The 21,963-nt window shown below is 61.4% G+C and carries 24 protein-coding genes; 22 read left to right on the forward strand and 2 right to left on the reverse strand.

Annotated elements, in window-relative coordinates; all coding sequences use genetic code 11:
• The first annotated feature begins 6 nt into the window (after positions 1 to 6).
• From trbG to ACMCNM_RS00655, 18 genes are all read left to right on the forward strand, one after another.
• Entirely contained in the window at positions 7 to 897 is an 891-nt protein-coding gene (trbG, locus tag ACMCNM_RS00570; protein ID WP_027592011.1) for a P-type conjugative transfer protein TrbG, read from the forward strand.
• 2 nt (positions 898 to 899) lie between these two features.
• Positions 900 to 1,343: a hypothetical protein gene (locus ACMCNM_RS00575; protein WP_027592010.1), complete on the forward strand. Its 444-nt coding sequence runs from the start codon at positions 900 to 902 to the stop codon at positions 1,341 to 1,343.
• A gap of 6 nt (positions 1,344 to 1,349) precedes the next feature.
• Positions 1,350 to 2,738, forward strand: coding sequence for a TrbI/VirB10 family protein (locus tag ACMCNM_RS00580; protein WP_085272115.1), 1,389 nt, complete (start codon positions 1,350 to 1,352; stop codon positions 2,736 to 2,738).
• Between the two features lie 21 nt (positions 2,739 to 2,759).
• Positions 2,760 to 3,539 (forward strand): P-type conjugative transfer protein TrbJ, encoded by a 780-nt coding sequence (trbJ, locus tag ACMCNM_RS00585; RefSeq protein ID WP_081717435.1) that lies wholly within the window; start codon positions 2,760 to 2,762, stop codon positions 3,537 to 3,539.
• A gap of 12 nt (positions 3,540 to 3,551) precedes the next feature.
• The gene (gene trbK, locus ACMCNM_RS00590; protein ID WP_081717434.1) at positions 3,552 to 3,725 is read left to right on the forward strand and encodes an entry exclusion lipoprotein TrbK; all 174 of its coding nucleotides are present in this window, start codon (positions 3,552 to 3,554) and stop codon (positions 3,723 to 3,725) included.
• An 8-nt stretch (positions 3,726 to 3,733) separates the two neighbouring features.
• The gene (gene trbK / locus ACMCNM_RS00595; RefSeq protein ID WP_157765530.1) at positions 3,734 to 3,946 is read left to right on the forward strand and encodes an entry exclusion lipoprotein TrbK; all 213 of its coding nucleotides are present in this window, start codon (positions 3,734 to 3,736) and stop codon (positions 3,944 to 3,946) included.
• Positions 3,947 to 3,964: 18 nt separating this feature from the next.
• Entirely contained in the window at positions 3,965 to 5,722 is a 1,758-nt protein-coding gene (trbL, locus tag ACMCNM_RS00600) for a P-type conjugative transfer protein TrbL (protein WP_216642085.1), read from the forward strand.
• 13 nt (positions 5,723 to 5,735) lie between these two features.
• Positions 5,736 to 6,038, forward strand: coding sequence for a TrbM/KikA/MpfK family conjugal transfer protein (locus tag ACMCNM_RS00605; protein ID WP_099427996.1), 303 nt, complete (start codon positions 5,736 to 5,738; stop codon positions 6,036 to 6,038).
• Positions 6,039 to 6,049: 11 nt separating this feature from the next.
• On the forward strand, positions 6,050 to 6,655 hold the full coding sequence (locus tag ACMCNM_RS00610) for a muramidase (protein ID WP_099427997.1): 606 nt from the start codon (positions 6,050 to 6,052) through the stop codon (positions 6,653 to 6,655).
• On the forward strand, positions 6,655 to 7,359 hold the full coding sequence (locus tag ACMCNM_RS00615) for a hypothetical protein (protein ID WP_412763784.1): 705 nt from the start codon (positions 6,655 to 6,657) through the stop codon (positions 7,357 to 7,359). The genes ACMCNM_RS00610 and ACMCNM_RS00615 overlap by 1 nt, the downstream gene beginning before the upstream one ends.
• A 201-nt stretch (positions 7,360 to 7,560) precedes the next feature.
• Positions 7,561 to 8,067, forward strand: a complete 507-nt coding sequence (locus ACMCNM_RS00620; RefSeq protein WP_274884374.1) for a hypothetical protein — start codon at positions 7,561 to 7,563, stop codon at positions 8,065 to 8,067.
• 60 nt (positions 8,068 to 8,127) lie between these two features.
• Positions 8,128 to 9,822 carry a phospholipase effector Tle1 domain-containing protein gene (locus ACMCNM_RS00625; RefSeq protein WP_412763785.1) on the forward strand — a complete coding sequence of 565 codons (1,695 nt, stop codon included), beginning with the start codon at positions 8,128 to 8,130 and terminating at the stop codon, positions 9,820 to 9,822.
• Between the two features lie 5 nt (positions 9,823 to 9,827).
• Positions 9,828 to 10,538: a TraX family protein gene (locus ACMCNM_RS00630; RefSeq protein ID WP_412763786.1), complete on the forward strand. Its 711-nt coding sequence runs from the start codon at positions 9,828 to 9,830 to the stop codon at positions 10,536 to 10,538.
• Between the two features lie 11 nt (positions 10,539 to 10,549).
• Positions 10,550 to 11,089 (forward strand): IncP plasmid survival protein KfrC family protein, encoded by a 540-nt coding sequence (locus ACMCNM_RS00635; protein ID WP_186679173.1) that lies wholly within the window; start codon positions 10,550 to 10,552, stop codon positions 11,087 to 11,089.
• Between the two features lie 45 nt (positions 11,090 to 11,134).
• On the forward strand, positions 11,135 to 12,958 hold the full coding sequence (locus tag ACMCNM_RS00640) for a type IV secretory system conjugative DNA transfer family protein (RefSeq protein ID WP_412763787.1): 1,824 nt from the start codon (positions 11,135 to 11,137) through the stop codon (positions 12,956 to 12,958).
• Positions 12,955 to 13,494, forward strand: coding sequence for a conjugative transfer signal peptidase TraF (gene traF / locus ACMCNM_RS00645; protein WP_412763788.1), 540 nt, complete (start codon positions 12,955 to 12,957; stop codon positions 13,492 to 13,494). The genes ACMCNM_RS00640 and traF overlap by 4 nt, the downstream gene beginning before the upstream one ends.
• Positions 13,495 to 13,886: 392 nt before the next feature.
• A complete protein-coding gene (locus ACMCNM_RS00650; protein WP_238209817.1) occupies positions 13,887 to 14,606 on the forward strand; it encodes a carbonic anhydrase in 720 nt (239 codons plus the stop codon).
• 198 nt (positions 14,607 to 14,804) lie between these two features.
• Complete coding sequence (locus tag ACMCNM_RS00655) at positions 14,805 to 16,331, forward strand: SulP family inorganic anion transporter (protein WP_172960331.1); 1,527 nt, start codon at positions 14,805 to 14,807, stop codon at positions 16,329 to 16,331.
• Between the two features lie 118 nt (positions 16,332 to 16,449).
• Here the strand turns inward: ACMCNM_RS00655 and ACMCNM_RS00660 are convergent, their stop codons facing one another.
• Positions 16,450 to 17,091, reverse strand: a complete 642-nt coding sequence (locus ACMCNM_RS00660) for a hypothetical protein (RefSeq protein WP_027591997.1) — start codon at positions 17,089 to 17,091, stop codon at positions 16,450 to 16,452.
• Positions 17,092 to 17,459: 368 nt separating this feature from the next.
• Between ACMCNM_RS00660 and coxB the strand changes: the two genes are divergently transcribed.
• The 4 genes from coxB to ACMCNM_RS00680 are packed head-to-tail and all read left to right on the forward strand — an operon-like array spanning position 17,460 to position 21,693.
• Positions 17,460 to 18,587 (forward strand): cytochrome c oxidase subunit II, encoded by a 1,128-nt coding sequence (coxB, locus tag ACMCNM_RS00665; protein ID WP_085272114.1) that lies wholly within the window; start codon positions 17,460 to 17,462, stop codon positions 18,585 to 18,587.
• 43 nt (positions 18,588 to 18,630) lie between these two features.
• On the forward strand, positions 18,631 to 20,220 hold the full coding sequence (ctaD, locus tag ACMCNM_RS00670; protein WP_027591995.1) for a cytochrome c oxidase subunit I: 1,590 nt from the start codon (positions 18,631 to 18,633) through the stop codon (positions 20,218 to 20,220).
• A 2-nt stretch (positions 20,221 to 20,222) separates the two neighbouring features.
• On the forward strand, positions 20,223 to 20,789 hold the full coding sequence (locus ACMCNM_RS00675; RefSeq protein ID WP_027591994.1) for a cytochrome c oxidase assembly protein: 567 nt from the start codon (positions 20,223 to 20,225) through the stop codon (positions 20,787 to 20,789).
• Between the two features lie 16 nt (positions 20,790 to 20,805).
• A complete protein-coding gene (locus ACMCNM_RS00680; RefSeq protein ID WP_027591993.1) occupies positions 20,806 to 21,693 on the forward strand; it encodes a cytochrome c oxidase subunit 3 in 888 nt (295 codons plus the stop codon).
• 32 nt (positions 21,694 to 21,725) lie between these two features.
• Here ACMCNM_RS00680 and ACMCNM_RS00685 read toward each other — a convergent pair whose 3' ends face one another.
• Positions 21,726 to 21,929 carry a twin transmembrane helix small protein gene (locus tag ACMCNM_RS00685; protein ID WP_027591992.1) on the reverse strand — a complete coding sequence of 68 codons (204 nt, stop codon included), beginning with the start codon at positions 21,927 to 21,929 and terminating at the stop codon, positions 21,726 to 21,728.
• Between the last annotated feature and the right edge of the window lie 34 nt (positions 21,930 to 21,963).

Consider the following 21,963-nt stretch of genomic DNA (forward strand, 5'->3'; position numbering starts at 1 on the left):
TCGACCATGAACCGTTACCTTTGCGCCATGCTTGCGGCGCTCTTGCCCGCGCTTGCGCAGGCTGCGCCGGGCACCAATGCCGCCGATCTGTATTTCTCCGATGCCAACCCGACCCTGACTCCTCAGGAAAAGGCTGCGCTGGCGATTTCCCAGCGTTGGCAGAAAGCCAGTGCCACTGGCATCAAACCGGTGGACGGTGGCGACGGCACCGCCCGCTTCATTTTCGGCGCTCAGCAACCGAGCATCGTCTGCGCCGTGCTGCAGGTCTGCGACATCGCCTTGCAGGCGGGTGAACAGGTCAACTCGATCAACCTCGGCGACACCGCGCGCTGGACGGTCGAGCCTGCGATTACCGGCGTGGGTGAGAGCGAAGTTCAGCACCTGATCATCAAGCCGATGGATGTCGGCCTGGAAACCTCGTTGGTGGTCACCACCAACCGTCGCACCTACCATTTCAAGCTGCGTTCGCACCGTACCGAGTACATGCCGCAAGTCGCCTTCACCTACCCGGAAGAAGCGCTGGCGAAATGGAACCTGATCAAGAACCGCGAAACCACCGAGCGCCGCAAGGCGACCATCCCGGAGACCGGCGAATACCTGGGCAACTTGAACTTCGACTACAGCGTCAGTGGTGAAACCTCCTGGAAACCGGTGCGTGTTTACAACGACGGCAGCAAGACGATCATCCAGATGCCACGCACCATGGCTCAGACCGAAGCACCGGCCTTGGTAGTAGTGCGCAAGGAAGGCGGCTGGTTCACGGATGATGAGACCGTGATGGTCAACTACCGCGTTCAGGGCGACCGCTACATCGTCGACACCGTTTTCGACAAGGCCATCCTGATTGCCGGCGTCGGCAAGTCGCAAGACCGCGTCACCATTCAGAGGGGTAAATAACGATGCGAGCATGGATCGCACCTTTTGCCTGCCTTTGGCTTGCGGCGTGTGCCAATGGCCCCTATGGCAACTTTGCCGAACGCGCCACGCCAGCGATCAACCAACAGTTGGCCAGTGCCACCGCTCGCCAGTTGGCGGTGGTGCACCCGCCGGCCAGTACGCGGCTGCGGGTCAACCAGAAAACCTCCGACAGCTACGGCGCATCCTTGGTGACTGCATTGCGTGCATCGGGCTTCTCGGTGCAGGAATTCAACCCCGAAGCTCAACCGGCGCCAGCGCCGACTGGCACGGCAGTGCCGCTTGCGGTCAATTACGTCCTCGACATGCCCAAGGATAGCGAGCTGTTGCGCGTCACCTTGTTGGTCGGGCGTGAGTCCTTGAGCCGCGTCTATGCGGTGCAAAGCGGCCGCGTGCTGCCTGCCGGAGCCTGGGTGCGCAAGGAGTGACGAACGATGAGTAGCAGCAACGATGTCATGTCTCCCGATGCATCGCCCGGCAAGCTGAACCGCAAGAGCGGTGTGCGCCGGGTCAACAACTGGCCGATGTACCTCATTGGCGGCGCCGCCATGGTGTTCCTGCTGATCATGTTACTCGTGGCCGCGGACCGAGCGGACCAGCAGGATCAGCCGGAGGATACAAAAACCGAGAAGGCCGGCAACAGCAGCGTGTTTGCCCAGCAGATCAACGGCATGGACCAGGATGGCATCATCCCCAGCAAAGCGGAGCCGCCGGTTTTGCCCACATTGGATGATACGCCAGTGCCGCAACCGTCCGGCTTGCAAGTGGTGCGCCCCAGCAACCTCGATGCGCCGCCACTCCCGCCGCGTGAGCTGCCACCGAACGTCGACGCTGAAGAGGTGGAGCGCATTCGTCGGATGAAGGCGCAGCAGTTCCAGGAAGCCGTTCGCGCACACAGTACCGTACGGGTCGATGCGCCGCGTAGCGCTGGCTCGAGCGCAGGTGCCGCAGGCGACCCGGTCAGCCAGCAGGATGCCCTGGCCCGCATCGCCGCTGCCCGACAGCGTCTGCAGGAGGAATCACGCAATGACCCGACCGCTGCGTACAAAGCGCGCATGGCCGAACTGCGTGCCATTGGCTCAGGCGGGGGGGGCGTGGCGCACGCAGAGCAGGGTGATTCACCGTTTCTGTTGACAGCATCTGCTAACGGCGGGAAGGACTATAACCAGTTCGACAGCGCTGGCGACAGCGACCGTTGGCGTATGGAGGCGGCCGTTCAGGCACCGCGTAGCCCTTATGAACTGCGCGCCGGCTATGTAATCCCTGCCACGATGATTTCGGGCATCAATTCCGACTTGCCTGGGCAGATCATCGCTCAAATATCGCAGGCTGTGTACGACACCTCTACAGGTAAGCATGTGCTGCTGCCTCAGGGCTCGCGCCTGGTCGGCTCCTACTCCAGCAGCGTGGACTACGGCCAGTCGCGGGTGCTGGTGGCATGGCAGCGCATCATCTTCCCTGACGGCAAAGCGATGGATATCGGTTCGATGCCTGGCAGCGACAGCGCCGGTTATTCGGGCTTCAACGATAAGGTCAACAACCACTATGTAAGAGTCTTTGGCTCGGCGTTGTTGATGTCTGGCATCGTGGCCGGTGTCAGCCTCAGCCAAGACCGCGGCAACAGCAATGAAAGCGACCGTGAGTCGGCCAGCAGTGCCATGAGCGAGGCGCTTGGCCAGCAGTTGGGGCAGGTGACCGCGCAGATGATCACCAAAAACCTGAACATCGCGCCGACCCTCGAAATCCGTCCGGGCTATCGCTTCAACGTGATGGTGACCAAGGACCTGACGTTCTCGAAGCCCTACCAGTCCTTCGATTACTAAGCACATGCCAAGGAGAGCAGTATGACGCACATGCCTTTGTTGAAACCCGCCATTGCGCTATTGGCCGGCATTGGCTTCACCCTGCAGGCTCACGCCGGTATTCCTGTGGTTGATGGAGTACACGCTGCGATCAGCCAGCTGGGCGTAGCCGAGAACATTGCCCAGACCGCCAAGCAGCTTCAGGAATACAAAACGCAGATCGATCAGTACACGACCCAGCTGGAACAGTACGAGAACATGATCAAGAACACGACGGCACCCGCCGCCTACATCTGGGATCAGGCGAACTCGACGATAAACAAGTTGATGCAAGCTCAGGACATGCTCAACTACTACACAGCTCAAGCGGGAAGCCTGGATTCCTACCTGAGTAAGTTCCAGGACGTTAATTACTATCGCAGCTCTTCCTGCTTCCAGTTGGGCGGGTGTTCAGAGAGCGAAAAAGCGGCCATCGAGCGCGTTGAAGACACGCATTCTGAGGCGCAAAAAGAGGCCAACGCTGCGATGTTCAAGGGCATTGCCCAGCAACAGGAAAACCTTAAGTCTGACGCACGACGGCTTGAACAGCTTCAGGGCGCAGCCAGCACTGCAGATGGCCAGGTCAAGGCGATTCAGTATGCGAGCCAGATTGCCAGCCAACAGGCGAATCAGCTGCTGCAGATTCGTGGCCTGATGCTCGCCCAGCAAAATGCAATGGCTGCGAAAGCGGCCGCAGAGCAGGACCAGCAAGCGCGAGACACCGCAGCGGAGCGCAACATGACCAGCGGTAGTTTCAAGAAAACCAGCCCACAAACTTGGTAAGGAATAAACACTATGAAGATGATCGTACAGTCTGTAGCCACGCTGATGGCCGTATTTGCGCTGAGCGCCTGCGGCAATAACGCCGACTACGAGGTCAATGACAAGAACTGCGCCCCCGACCATGTCCGTACGCTGCCTGAGGATGCCAAACGCGACACCTTGGTAGAAGGGTGCATGACGCGGTGATACGTCACGTGTTCGCGATCCGGTTCCGCTGGCTAGTGCTGCTGGGTGCAGCACTGCTGGCGGGATGCCTGGAAAAAGAGGAGCAGCTGATAGAAGCGAGCTCGGAAACGTGCACGCCGCAGTACTGGAAGACACTTGCGGCTGGCAAGACCCGGGACTCGTTGGTGGAGCGTTGCATGACCCGTGGTGGTTACAAGCATCGTGTGCCCCAGACCTTCTGATCGGATTGAATGGAAGCTATGAAACTCAAGAATGGATCTATGTCCGTGGCCTCCCTGGTGTTGGGGGCTGCGTTACTGCTTCTGGCTGTACACGCCAATGCGGCGGACTCGGCCCCTGACATTGGCTTCTTCGATACCATTCTTCAGCGCTTCAGCGATGCGGCCAAAGGATGGCGAACCATTATCCTGCAGGCCGCAACGCGCTTATTCTGGACACTGGCTGTCATCAGCATGGTCTGGACGTTTGGCCTGATGGCATTGCGTAAAGCTGACATCGGTGAGTTCTTCGCCGAGATGCTGCGCTTCATCATGTTTGTCGGTTTTTACTTTTGGCTCCTCACCAACGGCCCTAATTTTGCCGACTCGTTGGTCAAGTCGCTCTCCAAGCTGGGCTCACAGGCAGGCGGGCTACCGGTCTATAACGACAAGTTCGGCCTGAGCCCATCGGAAATCGTCCAGCTGGGCTTCGATATCTTCGGCAAGATCGTCGACAACATGTCGATGTGGCCCAGCAAGATTGCCTTCAGTATCGCGGGCGTAGTCATGGGCTTGGCGATTTTGATGGTCTTGGTCGTGATCGCCATCAATATGTTGCTATTGACGGTCTCGGCCTGGGTACTGGCCTACGCAGGCATATTTTTCCTGGGGTTCGGCGGTGCCCGTTGGACATCGGATATGGCGATCAACTATTTCAAGACTGTGCTGGGCATGGCTGTCCAGATTCTTGCGATGTTGCTGCTGCTGTCCGTTGGCAAGACGTTCCTTGACCAGTACTACGCAGCGCTGTCGGCTGACATCAATGGCACCAACCTCAAAGCGATGGCGGCATTGCTTGTGTGTTGCGTCGTCCTGATGGCGCTCGTCGCCAAGATCCCGCCCGTCTTGGCAGGCATCATCAACGGGTCGAGCGTAGGCGGCGGCGGTATTGGCAACACGATGGGCATTGCAACACTGGCGGGTGCTGCTGCAATGGCTGCTTCGGCAGGTGCATCGATAATGAGCGGTGGCGCATCGGCGATTGCATCCGGCATGGCCAACGCTGCTGGCGGTGCACAATCCATGTATTCAGCCTTCAAGAGCGCCCAGTCGAATGTGGCGTCGGGCTCTGACATTGTTTCACGCATGTCCGGGATGTTTGGTGGCGGTGGAAGCAGTGGCAGCAGCAACGGAGGCAGCGGTAGCAGTGCAAGCCCATTGAGCTCCGCAATGGGCCTTGCCAGCGCTGCGTCCGGGGGTATGGACGGTGGCGTAGCAAGCTCGGCGATGGCAGCGATGTCCTCTGCTGGCGGCCAATCTTCTGGCGGTGGAGCAGAGCAATCGTCGGAATCTGAGAGCGGGTCCGGCGGTGAGTCCGGAGGAGGTTCCTCTGGCTCAATGGACCCGTCTGGCAGCAGTGGAGCGGAAAGTGGGGGCGGGCAATCGTCGGGTGGCGGTGAAGCCAGCGCGCGCGTCGCTGATTCCGGCTCCGGTAGCCAATCCGGTGAACAAAGTGGTGCCAAAACGACCACGGGTTCAGGTGGGGGCTCAGCCTCTGCCAGCAAGCTAGGCAATGCGGGCCGTATTGCCTTGGACATGGGCGCGAACCTGGCTGCTGGCGTCGGGCGCATGGCCCAGGCGCGTATCGATCAGACAGCAGCCGGGCGGCTCGCTGCTGAGATTTCGAACCCAGGCTCCAGCCGCGCAAGCTCGAACCTGAATACGAGCTCGACCAGCCGTAATTTCGATCCAGCTTCCGAAGTGGCGGATTTCCGCGACAGCAAACAGGAAAGAAGTTGAACAAGGAGTGCATATGACTACCGCAAAAGTTCTCCCAGCCGTCGTGCTGGCCGTCAGTTTCGCCGTCGCCCTACCCGCCCAGGCCAAAGACCCCTGCGCCACTGTCCTGTGCATGTGGGGCAAGCTCAAGGGGGCGGGTGTGGTCGATAACTGCAGTGGCCCGGTCAATGACTACTTCAGCATCGTCAAAAAGAAGAAGGGCAAGATCAAACTGAGCCAGACCTCGGACGCTCGCCAGTCCTTCCTCGACAGCTGCCCGAAGGCAGACCGGGGCGCGACCAAGTCGATCAACAACAAGTTCGGCAAGGTCATCTGAGGCGCGCCACAATGCCATTCGTCGCTGACGTTCCGCCCCCGGCCCTGAGCGAACCCATCGCCTGCTCGATCATGGCGGCGGTCAAATACGAGCTGCCGGTGAACATCGTCCTGGCCGTGTCCGGCCAGGAAGGTGGCAAGCCTGGCCAGTGGGTGCGCAACCACAATGGCACCTACGACGTCGGCCCCATGCAGTTCAATACCGCCTACCTGCGCGAACTCTCGCGCTACGGCATCACCCCTGAGGATGTCGAGCAAGGCGGCTGCTACTCCTATGAACTGGCCGCTTGGCGCATCCGTGGTCACGTGCGCAATGACCGCGGCGACTTGTGGACGCGGGTGGCGAATTACCACTCGCGCACCCCCGCCATCAATGCGCGCTACCGCCAACAGATCATGCGCCGCGCTGTCTATTGGGCCGATTGGTTGGATGCCCGCTTTGCCACCCAGCAGGTGGCGCAGAGCGCGGTATTCTCCGGCGCACCGGCCGAGGCGTCCGTGGCAGTGGTCGAAGCAGTGCCGGCGGTGAAGGCGGCTGTCGTGCAGCAGCCGGTTATGCCGCAACCCGTGGGCACGTCAGCCTATGTGCCCCGGGGGCTGGTGATGGGGAGCAAATGATGGATTCGCTGGTCACAGTAGCCGCCTCTCGAAACGATACAGGGACCCGCCGCGAGGCGGATGCAAGGAGAGAAAGATTGAACCTACCCACTCTCGGTATGGGCACCCCCGTTACCGACAAGGCATCGCGCCGCCCCAGCCGCCTCTGGCCGCGGCTGCGCCTTGGCGCGCTCGTACCCCTCGTGCTGGGAGCCTGCATGCTCCTGCCTGCCACCTCTTCTGAAGTTCAAGCCAAGGAGTTTTCCATGCAAGGCAATCAAGGCCAGTACCAGCCCTACACCCCAGGCATGAAACTCCCCGAAGGCGTGTTCCCGCCGATGAAGGGTTATACCCATGAGGACTTGATTGGCGCTGCTGCCCTACCCGCAGAAGCGGTGCTGAAGGCTGAGGGAATAGACCCCACCCTGATCAGGGAATCGCTCTTCGCGCTGGCCAAACACCTCAATGAGGCACTGGAGGCGCAGAACGTCGAGTATCAGATTTCGACCTGGTACCAGAAGCCTTACGACAATCCCACGGACCGCACCAAGAGTGTTGCCGCCATGGGCGAGAGCTTTGGTGCTTTGGCGATCCGTGCTGCTGGGCAGTCGCTGCGAGGGTCCCCACTCTTGAACAAGGGCGAAGCATTCTTCGAACGCTACACCCGAAGCGCCGGTGATGGTGTCCACGATCTGATCGTGACCTTGAACAAGCCGAGCGCCTGAAAGCGACGTCTCGCCAACTAGGGACATGAGCAGGATGATGCCTTGGTGAACCCATCATCAGTAGCTTTGAATCGAAACAAGGAACCGTCGCATGGCGGGTGCAAGGAGAGATTGATTGAAACGACCAAACCACGCAGTCATGAGGGCTTATTGATGCGACTTCGCCTAAGCGCGCTCGTCCCTCTCGTGCTGGGAGCCTGTGTGCTCCTGCCTGCCACCTCTTCTGCAGTTCAAACCAAGGAGCTTTCCATGCAAGACAATCAAGGCCAGTACCAACCTTACACCCCTGGCATGAAACTGCCTGAGGGTGTGTTTCCTCCCATGCCGGGCTATACCCACGAGGACTTGATCGAGGCGGCGTGCAAGCGGGTCGAGGGCGTACTGAAAGCCAATGATGTCGATCCTACGCTGGCCAAAGAAACGCTCTTTGCCCTGGCCGACCATCTGAACCGTGCGTTCCAGTCGCAAAACGTCGAATACCAGATTGCAACTTGGTTCAAGAAACCCTACGACGACCCTGCTGCCCGCGCCCAAAGTGTTTCTGCCATGGGCGAAACCTTTGGCTCGCTGGCCATTCGGGCTGCAGGTGACTCGCTGAAGGGCTCTCCATTGCTGCACAAGAGTGACGCATTTCTGGGCAGCTTCATTGATGGCGCCGGTGATGGTGTGCACGATTTGATCGTGTCGCTGAACAAGCAGGGTTCCTGATACGAATTGGTTTGGAGAGGTGATCCCGCCCAAGGGGGGGATTATCCATAGGGATATGGCATGAGCGATGCTAAGCGCTTTACGGTGTACTTCGATGGCACCGGTAACAACAAAGACCTGGATGTACCTGAAGGCAAGCAGACCAACGTCGCTCGCCTATATGAACTGGATACGGCCCAGGGCACCAACCTGGCCCGTAACTCTGGGCAGCCTCCCCAGCAGTACGATGCCAATGAGCGCTCCGGGCAATCGGAAAAAATCTACTTCGATGGCGTTGGCAGCCAAGCCAATACCACGGGGCGTTCCTTGCTCGAGGGCGGTACCGGGCTGGGTGGCCAGGAGCGTATCGATCAGGCCTACGACGCTATCGTAGCCTTTCATAACAAGTACCCGGACGAAAAAGTCGACGTCAACATTGTCGGTTTCAGCCGTGGCGCGGCGCAGTCCCGTGCATTGGCCAACGAGTTCATCGAGCGCGGTGTGCCAAAACTGGATGGTCAGGGGCAACCCACTGGCGATTTCCTGATCCCCCCCGGCCAGGCCCATGTGAATAAGCTGGGCATCTTTGACACCGTCGCCTCGTATGGCAACGCGAAGTCCGATACCCATTTGGGCAAGAACCTGGAAATCGGCAAGAACGTCGACTCGACCACTCACCTGGTCGCGATGAACGAATACCGCGATACGTTCCGCCTGACCAGTGCGTTGCGCAATGACGACAACTCGCGTATCGAAGAGCTGAAATTCGCTGGCGCGCACTCGCAAGTCGGCGGCGGCTACCAAGACGACGTGCTGGCAGCAGGGCCGCTGGCAGTGATGTACGACCGCCTGCAGTCCGCTGGCATCGAGATGAAGCCGATGCAGCAGGAAGACGTGCAGCGCATCGAGCAGTACAACGACGTGGTCAAGAGCCCCGAAAAGGTCCAGGAAGCCCTGATCGATTCGCGCCTGAAGGAAGGTAACAAAGCGTTCAGTCGTGGCGAGGACGGTTCGTACCAGGCTGTTAACAACACGCCCTTCGCGATGGAACGCGGCACGTTCAACCCCTTTGATCGCCAGGCACGCCCCTTCGATCACGAGACCAATGGTCGGGGTGTCATCTTCGAGAATGATGACAGCCTTAGCCGCAGTGCGCTGGTGCGCGGATTTGAGGGTGTGGGCGGCAAGATTGCGGATATCGGGCGTCAGGCGCTATCGGCGTCGGCGCAGTTCTTGGGCTTGGAGGAGCGCACGCACGCGAAGTCCGAGACCCTGGATAGCTTGAAGCAGGCACGTGCACAATTGAATGCCGCTTCGCAGGAGCAGGTTGCGACGCTATCCGGCGAGCTCAAGGCTTCGCGGCCCAGCACGGACTACATCGAGGGCCTGAAGCTGCAAGCCGTACCGGTTCCACAAGGGATAACGCCGGGCCCGCAGGTCGACCCCCAAGCCCAGCAACGCAGTGACTCATTCAAGTCGATGGAAGACAAAGCCCGCGGCCTGAACCCGTCGGCCAGCATCGGTGAAGCCTCGGAAAGTGGGCGCAAGGCCGTCAGCGGGATGGTCGTCGACATGGACGAGCACCACATCCTGCAGAAGGTCGGCCAGACCGACCAGTTCGTCATTCATGACCGCCGTGACGTCGACCCGAGCCGCAACTTCCAGGTAGGCAAGAGCACGGCGATCGTCCACGAGAAAGGCATCGGCGACCTGGCCCGTGATGTGGCGCCGAAGCTAGAGCTCGATACCGGGCTTTCTCAGGCGATGCGTCGGTGATTTCGATGCCGCGCCTGCAACTCGCCGACGGTACGGTAGAAGCGCTGAAGTGGCTGGCGCTGTTGCTGATGACCGGCGACCACGTGAACAAGTACCTGTTCAACGAGACCTTGCCTTACTTGTTCGAGGCAGGGCGCTTGGCGATGCCGCTGTTCGTGGTCGTGCTGGCGTACAACCTGGCGCGGCCGGGAACAGTGGAAAACGGTGCTTACCGGCGCACTGCGCTGCGCCTGTTTCTGTTTGGGGTGTTGGCGACGCCGCCGTTCATTGCCCTTGGAGGGCTGCTGTACGGCGGCTACCCGCTGAACATCCTCTTCACGTTGCTGGTGATTACCCTGGCGACCGAGGCCTGCGACCGTGCCGCCCAAGGGCGGCCGCTGTTCTGGGGGCTGGCGTTACTGGTGGTGGTCGTGGGCGGTGCCTGGGTCGAATTCTGGTGGCCGGCCGTGCTGCTGGGGCTGGGTGTGGGGTGGTACGTGCGGCGCCCGAACCTGCTGGCTGCTGTGGGGGCCGTGCTTGCACTTGCGGCGTTAACGCCGATCAACGGCAATGCCTGGGCGCTGGCCGCGTTGCCGGTGCTGCTGGCCGCCCGCTGGGTCAGGCCTGACCTGCCGCGCTGGCGCTGGCTGTTCTACGCCTATTACCCGCTGCACCTGCTGGCGCTGTGGCTGATTCGCATCCCAATGGCCAAGGCCGGATACCTCTTCCTGATATGAAGCAGATGCCCATGAACGAGCCTAAACCGCCCAAGCCGCCGCTCGACGATGCCGGGCAGGCATTGGAGGCGCAGGCTCAGGCGCTGGCCGCCGAGCAGACCGCGCTGCTGGACGCCAGCCCGGTGCAAGCACGCTACAACCAGGCCCTTGGCGAATGCGTCGAGCAAAAGGCCGAGCAGGCCGGGGCCCTGGAGCAGCGCCTGGAGGCCATGCTGGACCGCCAACAGGCGCAATTGCAGCAGAACCAGGCCTCGCGCCCGGGCTGGCTGGCCCTGCCCTCCACCCGCGCCGCCTGGGAGCAGGGCAACCAGCGTTGCCAGGCGCGGCTGCAGCAGTTGCAAGGCCGCCTGGAGCGGGTGCAGGAGCTGCACCACGGCATGGGCCTGTACACCCCACGCATCGAGGAGTTGGCGGTGCGCCAACTGCGCGCCGAGCAGCCAGAGCTGGTCGAGCAATGGAGCTTGCAGCGTCAGGCCGAGCGCACGCTTTCTGAGGCGCAGCGGCGTACCCAGGCCCAGGACATCGGGCGTTCGCGCACAACCTCGCCATGAACCAGCACCTTCCCTATCCCATCCTTTCGTTCACGGAGCGAACCCATGAAACATAACAACGCTGTGGGCCCGCAGATCCGCGGCGGCCAGCGCAGTGGCGGCAACACGGGGCAGGCCATCCTGGCCATTTTCTGCCTGCTGGCCGGCCTGGCTACTGCCACCCAGTACTTCGCCTACCTGTTCAATAACCATGCGGCGTTGGGGGCCAACCTGAATGGCGTCTACGCCCCATGGATGATTCTGGTGTGGGCCGCCAACTGGTCCGATCAGTACCAGGACACCCTGCTGCGCGCCGGGTCCCTGGGGGTTCTGGTCAGCGGCGTCGGCATGATGGCGATGGTCGTGATCCGCATGATCAGCAGCAACAGCTCCAAGGCCAATCAGTTCCTTCATGGCTCTGCGCGTTGGGGCGAGCGCAAGGATATCGAGAGCGCCGGCCTGTTGGCTGATGATGGCGTGTACGTAGGCGCCTGGCTGGACAAGCGCAACAAGCTGCATTACCTGCGGCACAACGGCCCGGAGCATATCCTCACCTTCGCCCCGACGCGCAGCGGTAAGGGCGTTGGCCTGGTGATTCCGACGTTGCTTTCGTGGAAGCACAGCGCGGTGATCACCGACCTCAAGGGCGAACTCTGGGCGCTCACCGCTGGCTGGCGCCAGCAGCATGCGGGCAACCGGGTATTGCGTTTCGAGCCGGCCACCGCCAATGGCTGCGTGGGCTGGAACCCGCTGGAAGAAATCCGCCTGGGCACCGAGTTCGAAGTGGGCGATGTGCAGAACCTGGCCACGCTGATCGTCGACCCGGACGGCAAGGGCCTCAACGACCACTGGCAGAAGACCTCGCAGGCGATGCTGGTGGGTTGCATCCTGCACCTGTGCTACCGCTCGCAGGACGAGGGTGGTGTCGCCAGCCTGCCGGCGCTGGACGCCATGCTCGCCGACCCGTCGCGGCCAATCAGCGAGCTGTGGGCGGAAATGACCCATTACGGCCACCTCGATGGCGAAAACCACCCGCTGGTGGGGTCGGCTGCACGCGACATGCTCGACCGGCCTGCCGAAGAGGCCGGCTCGGTGCTGTCGACCGCCAAATCGTACCTGTCGCTGTTCCGTGACCCGATCGTGGCGCGCAACGTGAGCCGCTCGGAGTTCAAGATCCGCGACCTGATGAACCACGACGACCCGGTCAGCCTGTTCATCATCACCCAGCCCAACGACAAGGCGCGCTTGCGCCCCTTGGTGCGCATCCTGGTGAACATGATCGTGCGCTTGCTGGCCGACAAGATGGACTTCGAGGACGGCCGGCCCAAGGCGCACTACAAGCACCGGCTGCTGATGATGCTCGACGAGTTCCCGAGCCTGGGCAAGCTGGACATCATGCAGGAGTCGCTGGCTTTCGTGGCCGGTTATGGCATCAAGTGCTACCTGATCATCCAAGATTTGTCGCAGTTGCAGGAGTTCTACGGGCAGAACGAGAGCATCACCTCCAACTGCCACATCCAGAACGCCTACCCGCCAAACCGGGTGGAAACGGCGGAGCACCTGTCCAAGCTCACCGGGCAGACCACCATCGTCAAAGAGCAGGTGACCACCAGCGGGCGACGTTCCAGCGCATTGCTGGGCCAGGTGTCGCGCACCCTTCAGGAAGTGCAGCGACCGCTGCTGACCACCGACGAGGCCCTGCGCATGCCAGGCCCGCGCAAGGATGGCCATGGCAATATCCAGGAAGCCGGCGACATGGTGGTGTATTGCGCAGGCTACCCGGCGTTTTATGGCAAGCAACCGCTGTACTTCCAGGACCCGGTCTTCCTGGCCCGCGCCAAGGTGCCGGCACCGCGTGAAAGCGACCGCACCATCGAGTTGCCGGCATGAAGCGGCCGTTGAGCGTGGCCGCTGTCGTGGCCATTCTGGTGTTTTGCGCAGTGCCGCTGGTGCTGTGGGGTGGTGCGCGGCTCAACGTCACCAGCAGTTTTCCGCCGGGCATTTACTGGGTGGTCGACAAGGCACCGGAAAAAGGCGACCTGGTGATGTTTTGCCCGCCGCAGGAGGCTGTGTTTCAGCTAGCGCACGCGCGCGGCTACCTGGCTGGGGGAACCTGCCCTGGGGGATACATGCACCTGCTCAAGCGGCTGGTCGCGGTATCGGGTGACGACGTGCAGATCACTGCCGAGGGGGTCAGCGTCAACGGGCAGTTGCAGGTGCGTAGCCAGCCGTTGCAGCAAGACCCCAGTGGCCGCCCCATGCCGCAGCCACCGTTGGCGCACTTCCGCTTGGGCAGCGACGAGGTGCTGATGCTCTCCGATTACAGCCGCTTGTCGTTCGATGGCCGTTATTTCGGGGCCGTGCCGCAAGCGCAATTGGACGAGGTGGTCGAGCCTTGGCTGGTTTGGCGAAAAACGCCGTTGTAACCCAGCCGCTCGATCGAGCCGTTGTAGGAGCAGCCTTGCGCTGCGAAGAGGCCGGTAGCCGCACCAAACATCCATTGCAGGCTACTGGCCTCTTCGCAGCACAAGGCTGCGCCTACAGGTAACCCTAGTACCACTAATCCAAGTGAATAATTACAGTAATGGTACTAGGCAATTGATGTTTTTTTGCTATTATTCAAATCCCGCCTTACCTATCTGGAACGCCTGTTCTAGAGCCTCCGAATTAAGTTTCAGTTAAGTTTTCCCCGCTAGCGTAGGCAATCAGTCAACGAAGACTGTGATCTGTGGCCTGTGCGCGTCATCTAAATCCCTGCATAGCCTGAATCTTTCACCGGTAAAATGGACTTACCTTCACACCGTCAAGAGGATGAATCATGCCCGTCAAGGACCCATCCAAGGTCGTTCCGGATGTACCCGCCGAGAGCGCCGATGCCGCCCTGAAGCACATCGTCGACGGCTTTCTGCGCTTTCACCATGACGTCTTCCCCGAGCAGCAACAGCTGTTCAAGAAGCTCGCCACCGCGCAAACGCCACGCGCCATGTTCATCACCTGTGCCGACTCGCGCATCGTCCCCGAGCTGATTACCCAAAGCTCGCCAGGCGACCTGTTCGTGACCCGTAACGTCGGCAACGTGGTGCCCCCGTATGGTCAGATGAACGGCGGCGTCTCCAGCGCCATCGAATACGCGGTACTGGCACTGGGTGTACACCACATCATCGTCTGCGGCCACTCGGACTGCGGCGCGATGCGTGCAGTACTCAACCCGCAATCGCTGACCAAGATGCCGACGGTTTCCGCCTGGCTGCGCCACGCCGAAGTGGCACGCACCGTGGTTGAGAACAACTGCTCCTGCGGCAGCGAGCACGAGACCATGCAGGTGCTGACCAAAGAAAACGTCATCGCCCAGCTGCATCACCTGCGCACTCACCCCTCGGTCGCCTCGCGCCTGGCGGCGGGTGAGTTGTATATCCATGGTTGGGTCTACGACATCGAGACCAGCAAGATCGAAGCCTATGACGCTGCCAGCGACAGCTTCCTGCCCCTGGCTGCGGGCGAGCCGATCCCCTGCGCTACCCCGAGAGGCCGCTACTAAGCGACCCTTCCACCGCTAGAACCTTGATAGCCGGCTGCACCCTGTAGGGGTGTGGCGCGGCCTTCGGCTGCCTTGAATTCCCTGATTGCCTTGCCGGCATGCTCGCTGGCGGCCCGCGCCTGCGCGTTTTTCAGGGGCCAACGTGCTCACGGCCAGAGGAATGGCCGTGCAACAGACAAATGGAGAAACACGGTGAACATGACACAGTTGAAAGCGGCCTTGCCGCGAGAGTTGTTGGCGTCGGTGGTGGTATTTCTGGTCGCCCTGCCCTTGTGCATGGGCATCGCCATCGCCTCGGGGATGCCGCCTGCCAAGGGCCTGATCACCGGCATTATCGGTGGCGTCGTGGTGGGCTTCCTGGCGGGTTCGCCGCTGCAGGTCAGTGGCCCTGCCGCCGGCTTGGCGGTGCTGGTGTTCGAGTTGGTGCGCCAGCACGGCGTGGCCATGCTCGGGCCGATCCTGCTGCTGGCCGGGCTGTTGCAATTGCTGGCGGGGCGCTTGCGCCTGGGCTGCTGGTTCCGCGTCACGGCACCGGCCGTGGTGTACGGCATGCTGGCGGGTATTGGTGTGCTGATCGTGCTGTCGCAGGTGCATGTGATGTTCGACACGGCGCCGCAGCCTTCGGGCATGCAGAACCTGCTGGCGTTTCCGGCAACCCTGGCCGCAGCCCTGCCGTTGGAAAGCGCAGGGGCCGGCTGGCAAGCCGGTGCACTTGGGCTGGGTACCATCGCCATCATGTGGGGCTGGGAGCGCTTGCGGCCGCAACAGCTGCGGTTCGTGCCCGGTGCCTTGCTGGGCGTAGCAGCGATGACCGCCATCAGCCTGTGGCTGGCGCTGCCGGTGAACCGGGTGCAGGTGCCGGCAGACCTTTCCGAGGCCATCGACTGGATCCGCCTGGATGACCTGATGAACCTGGCCGACCCGACCCTGCTGGTGGCGGCATTCGCCCTGGCGTTCATTGCCAGTGCCGAAACCCTGTTGTCGGCTGCCGCGGTGGACCGTATGCACAGCGGCCAGCGCTCGGACTTCGACCGCGAACTGTCCGCCCAGGGCATCGGCAACATGCTGTGCGGTGTGCTCGGCGCCCTGCCAATGACCGGGGTGATCGTGCGCAGCTCGGCGAATGTCCAGGCCGGCGCGCAGACCCGAGCCTCGGCGATTTTCCATGGCTTGTGGCTGTTGGCGTTTGTCGTGGTGTTGAGCAGTGTGCTGCAGCAGATCCCGGTGGCGAGCTTGGCGGGTGTGCTGGTGTTTACCGGCATCAAGCTGGTGGACTTCAAGGCGTTTCGTGGGTTGGGCCGGTATGGCCGCATGCCGATGTTCACCTATGCGGCGACGGCCTTGGCCATCATCTTCACCGACCTGCTGACCGGTGTACTGCTGGGCTTTGCCTTGACCTTGCTCAAGCTGGCCTTCAAGGCGGCGCGGTTGAAAATCAACCTGGTGAGCCTGGGCAAGCCTGGGCACATGGAACTGCGCCTGAGTGGCGCTGCGACCTTCCTCAAGGTGCCGGCGTTGACCCAGGTGCTGGACACGGTGCCGGCGGGGACCACCTTGCATGTGCCGTTGGGCAACCTCAGCTATATCGACCACTCATGCCTGGAACTGCTTGAGGACTGGGGCCGGAGCAATGCAGCCAATGGGTCGCGCTTGTTGATCGAGCAGCGGCGCTTGAAGCGGCGCATCGAGGGGCGGCTGCGGACGACGGCTGGGGTTGGGGCTTAGTATTTAGCTGTTGTGTTGACTGATCTGGCCTCTTCGCGGGCAAGCCCGCTCCTACAGGGTGAATTGCATACCCTTTGTGGGAGCGGGCTTGCCCCGCGAAGAGGCCGGGACAGGGGTATCAGGCAGGTTGGCCCAGCTCCACACCCAGCTGACGCGACAGGCACGGCCAACGCTTCCAGGCGTTGCCGGTTTCCGGGCTGCTCAGTTTCTCGCGATAAGCCTCCACCGATTCCACCGCAAAGCTCTCGTCATTGAGCATCTCGTCGACCGAATGATGTACCACTTCATCGAGCTGGTTGGCGAAGGTCTCGCCGATCAGCTGATGGGCAATCAGGTTGGCCATCGTGGTGTCGAACGGAATCAACGGCTGCTTAAAGTGGCGGATGTACAGGTCGTTGACCTCCTCCACCAGGCGATGCGCCAGGTAGGCCTCGTCCAGCAGGCAATCCAGCCCGACATGCCCTTGCATTACCGTGGGCGGCTGCTGGAAATAAGCTTCGGCAATTTTCAGTACCGGTTTGATCTGCGACTCGATCCCCGCTTCACGGGCTACCTCGTGGGCAGCCTCCAGCAGCTCTGGAACCTGGTCGATGTAGGCGCTGACGAAACGCGCCAAACTACCCTGGGCGTCCTGCTCAGGTAGCTGGATCGAGGGGTGCAAATGCGGCAGTTGTAGCTCTAGACGTTCTTTCAGTTGGCCGGTTTCAAGTTCGTGTTGATGGGCTTGGCTAATCTGCTCGCGTACAGCAGCGATGTTCATGACAACTCCAGGGACATTACGTGTCAAACGGAAGACACTAAATTAGCTCGGTATACAGAATACCTAAGACGTATTTGTTATAAACCGCGCAAACGTGTGCTTGCTCTGGCATATCGGTATGCCACTATTGCGCCATATCCTATCAAGCGCGCGGTTTTCAGGGCATTGGGCAATTTCGTGAAGTTCATTTCACAGGCTGCATTGCGTGCCATTGGTCGCTGTCTATACTCCCGTTGAACGTGATTCGTTGATGAGGCCCGTCTGCTTTTGCAGGGGCTCGGTCGTCGAAGCCAGGCAGTCTTGACCGCCGTTCCCTCTTGCCGCAGGCCACGCCTTCGGGACTACAAGAATTAGAAGGGGAACCCGCAATGATGCGACATCCACATGTCTGGATGGGCCTCCTGTTGTGGACGGTTTTCGGACAGGCCAACGCCGCCTGGACCGTCAACATGCACCCGGGGGCGACGGAAGTCTCCAACGCCGTCTTCGACCTGCACATGACCATCTTCTGGATCTGCGTGATCATCGGCATCGTGGTGTTCGGCGCGATGTTCTGGTCGATGGTCGTCCACCGCCGTTCCACAGGCCAACAGGCAGCGCATTTTCACGAGCACACCTGGGTCGAAATCATGTGGACCGTGGTGCCGTTTCTGATCCTGGTGGCCATGGCCATCCCCGCGACCAAGACCCTGATCGACATCTACGACGCCAGTGAGTCGGACATCGACATCCAGGTCACCGGCTACCAGTGGAAGTGGCACTACAAGTACCTGGGCCAGGACGTGGAGTTCTTCAGCAACCTGGCCACCCCCGCCGATCAGATTCACAACAAGGCCCCCAAGGACGAGCACTACCTGCTCGAAGTCGACCAGCCGCTGGTGCTGCCGGTGGGTGCGAAAGTGCGCTTTCTGGTAACTGCGGCCGACGTGATCCATTCCTGGTGGGTGCCGGCGTTCGCGGTCAAGCGTGATGCCATCCCAGGCTTCGTCAACGAGGCCTGGACGCGCATCGAGAAGCCCGGCATCTACCGCGGCCAGTGCACCGAGCTGTGCGGCAAGGACCACGGCTTCATGCCGGTGGTGGTCGAGGTCAAGTCCAAGGCCGATTACGACACCTGGCTGGGCGAACGCAAGGCCGAGGCGGCCAAGCTCAAGGAGCTGACCAGCAAAGAGTGGACCCTCGAAGAGCTGGTCGAGCGCGGCGACAAGGTCTACCACACCACCTGCGTGGCCTGTCACCAGGCCGAAGGCCAGGGCCTGCCGCCGATGTTCCCGGCCCTCAAGGGCTCGAAGATTGCCACCGGGCCGAAGGAAGGCCACCTGAGCATCGTCTTCCACGGCAAGCCCGGCACGGCCATGGCCGCGTTCGGCAAGCAGCTCTCGGAAGTCGACATTGCCGCCGTGGTCACTTACGAGCGCAACGCCTGGGGCAACAACAAGGGCGACATGGTCACGCCGAAGGATGTGCTGGCGCTCAAGCAGGCAGAAGCGCAATGAACCGGGTTACTCGCGGCAATCAATGGATTGCAGGAGACAGGACATGAGTGCAGTAATCGACGACCACGCCCACGGCCATGAGCATGCCCACGGCCCGGCCAAGGGCCTGATGCGCTGGGTGCTGACCACCAACCACAAGGACATCGGCACGATGTACCTGTGGTTCGCCTTCATGATGTTCCTGCTCGGTGGCTCGTTCGCCATGGTGATCCGCGCCGAGCTGTTCCAGCCGGGGCTGCAGATCGTTGAGCCAGCGTTCTTCAACCAGATGACCACCATGCACGGGCTGATCATGGTGTTCGGTGCGGTGATGCCAGCCTTCGTCGGCCTGGCCAACTGGATGATCCCGCTGATGATTGGCGCGCCGGACATGGCCCTGCCGCGGATGAACAACTTCAGCTTCTGGCTGTTGCCTGCGGCCTTCCTGCTGCTGGTCTCGACCTTGTTCAGCCCCGGCGGCGGGCCTAACTTCGGCTGGACCTTCTACGCGCCACTGTCGACCACCTATGCCCCGGCCAGCGTGACCTTCTTCATCTTTGCCATCCACCTGATGGGCATCAGCTCGATCATGGGCGCGATCAACGTCATTGCCACCATCCTCAACCTGCGCGCCCCCGGCATGACCTTGATGAAAATGCCGCTGTTCGTCTGGACCTGGCTGATCACCGCGTTCCTGCTGATTGCCGTGATGCCGGTGCTGGCTGGTGTGGTGACCATGATGCTGATGGACATCCACTTCGGCACCAGCTTCTTCAGCGCCGCGGGTGGCGGTGACCCGGTGCTGTTCCAGCACGTGTTCTGGTTCTTCGGCCACCCCGAGGTGTACATCATGATCCTGCCGGCGTTCGGCGCGGTCAGCTCGATCATCCCGGCGTTCTCGCGCAAGCCGCTGTTCGGCTACACCTCGATGGTCTATGCCACGGGGGCGATCGCCTTCCTGTCGTTCATCGTCTGGGCACACCACATGTTCGTGGTCGGCATCCCGGTGGTGGGCGAGCTGTTCTTCATGTACGCCACCATGCTCATTGCCGTGCCGACCGGGGTGAAGGTGTTCAACTGGGTCAGCACCATGTGGGAAGGGTCGCTGACCTTCGAGACGCCGATGCTGTTCGCCATCGCCTTCGTCATCCTGTTCACCATCGGCGGGTTCTCCGGGTTGATGCTGGCCATCGCGCCTGCCGACTTCCAGTACCACGACACGTACTTCGTGGTCGCGCACTTCCACTACGTGCTGGTGCCTGGGGCGATCTTCGGCATCTTCGCCTCGGCCTACTACTGGCTGCCGAAATGGACCGGCCACATGTATGACGAAACCCTCGGCAAGCTGCACTTCTGGCTGTCGTTCGTCGGCATGAACATGGCCTTCTTCCCCATGCACTTCGTGGGCTTGGCGGGCATGCCGCGGCGTATTCCGGACTACAACCTGCAGTTCGCCGACTTCAACATGGTCTCCTCGATCGGCGCGTTCATGTTCGGTGCCACGCAGATCTTCTTCCTGTTCATCGTCATCAAGTGCATCCGCGGCGGCGCCCCGGCGCCGGCCAAACCCTGGGACGGTGCCGAAGGCCTGGAGTGGTCGATCCCCTCGCCTGCGCCTTACCACACCTTCCAGACGCCACCGGACGTGAAATAGCCATGAACGGCCTGTCGCTCAAACGCCTGGTCATGCGCCTGCTGATGCTGACGGTGGTGATGTTCGCCTTCGGTTTCGCCCTGGTGCCGATCTACGACGTGATGTGCAAGGCCTTTGGCATCAATGGCAAGACCGGCGGCCAGTACGAAGGCAGCCAGGTCAGCGACCCGTCGCGCTCGGTACGGGTGCAGTTCATGTCGACCAACGCCAGCGACATGGTCTGGGATTTCTACTCCACGGCCGACCAGATCGACGTGAACCCAGGTGCGGTCAACCAGATGATCTTCGTCGCGCGCAACCCGACCGACCGGCCGATGAGCGCCCAGGCGATACCCAGCATCACCCCGGCCGAGGCCGCGGCGTACTTCCACAAGACCGAGTGCTTCTGCTTTACCCAGCAGGTGCTGCAGCCCGGCGAACGCATCGAGATGCCGGTGCGCTTCATCGTCGACCGCGATCTGCCGGCCAGCGTGAAGCACCTGACACTGGCTTACACCTTGTTCGACATCACCGCTCGCCACCCGCCGGTCGCGCATGTTGCGGCCCAGGACGTCCAGGGCGCCCGTTAAGGGAAGGAGAACAGCAATGGCAAGTCATGAGCACTACTACGTTCCGGCGCAGAGCAAGTGGCCGATCATCGCGACGGTCGGCATGTTCATCACGGTGTTCGGCCTTGGCACCTGGTTCAACGACATGAAAGCCGGGCACCCCGACTCCCATGGGCCGTTGATTTTCTTCGTCGGCGCGCTGTGCCTGGCCTACATGCTGTTCGGCTGGTTCGGGGCGGTGGTGAAAGAAAGCCGTGGCGGGCTGTACAGCCCGCAGCTGGACCGTTCGTTCCGCTGGGGCATGAGCTGGTTCATCTTTTCCGAGGTGATGTTCTTCCTGGCCTTTTTTGGCGCGCTGTTCTACGTCCGCGTACTGGCCGGGCCGTGGCTGGGCGGTGAAGGGGCCAAAGGCGTTGCGCACATGCTGTGGCCCAGCTTCGAGTTTGCCTGGCCGCTGCTGCACACGCCTGACCCGAAACTGTTCCCGCCGCCCAAGGAAGTCATCGACCCTTGGCACTTGCCGTTGATCAACACCATTTTGCTGGTGAGCTCCAGTGTGACCATCACCATTGCCCACCATGCCTTGCGGCGTGACCACCGGGGTGCGCTGAAACTGTGGATGGCGCTGACCATCGCGCTGGGCATCAGCTTCATCACGCTGCAGGCCTACGAGTACCACGAGGCCTATACCAAGCTGGGGCTGACGCTGGGCTCGGGGATCTACGGCGCGACCTTCTTCATGCTCACCGGCTTCCACGGCGCCCACGTGACGCTAGGCACGATCATCTTGATCGTGATGTTCGTGCGCATCCTGCGCGGGCACTTCAACCCCGACAAACACTTCGGCTTCGAGGCGGCCAGCTGGTACTGGCACTTCGTCGATGTGGTGTGGGTGGGGCTGTTCATCTTTGTGTATGTGCTTTGACACATCTGCAGGCCAGTCAAGGCGATACAGGTTCAGAAGGGGGCGTGTGACACCAGCTGGCCACTGATGAAGCCGTAGGCCACCAGGCCGATGGTCAGGGCCGCCAGGGTCACGCGCACGGTCAGTGCCTTCAGCAAGCGGGTCGAGTTTTCGTCGTCCTTGACCAGGAACACCAGGCCACTGAACAGGCTGGCAACCGTGGCCAACAGCATCAGGACAATCGCGGCCTTGAGCATGGCGCTTCTCCGGGGGGATGCGGTGATGTGGATA

The sequence above is a fragment of the Pseudomonas sp. NGC7 genome (assembly GCF_047159675.1).
Taxonomy (GTDB): domain Bacteria; phylum Pseudomonadota; class Gammaproteobacteria; order Pseudomonadales; family Pseudomonadaceae; genus Aquipseudomonas; species Aquipseudomonas kermanshahensis.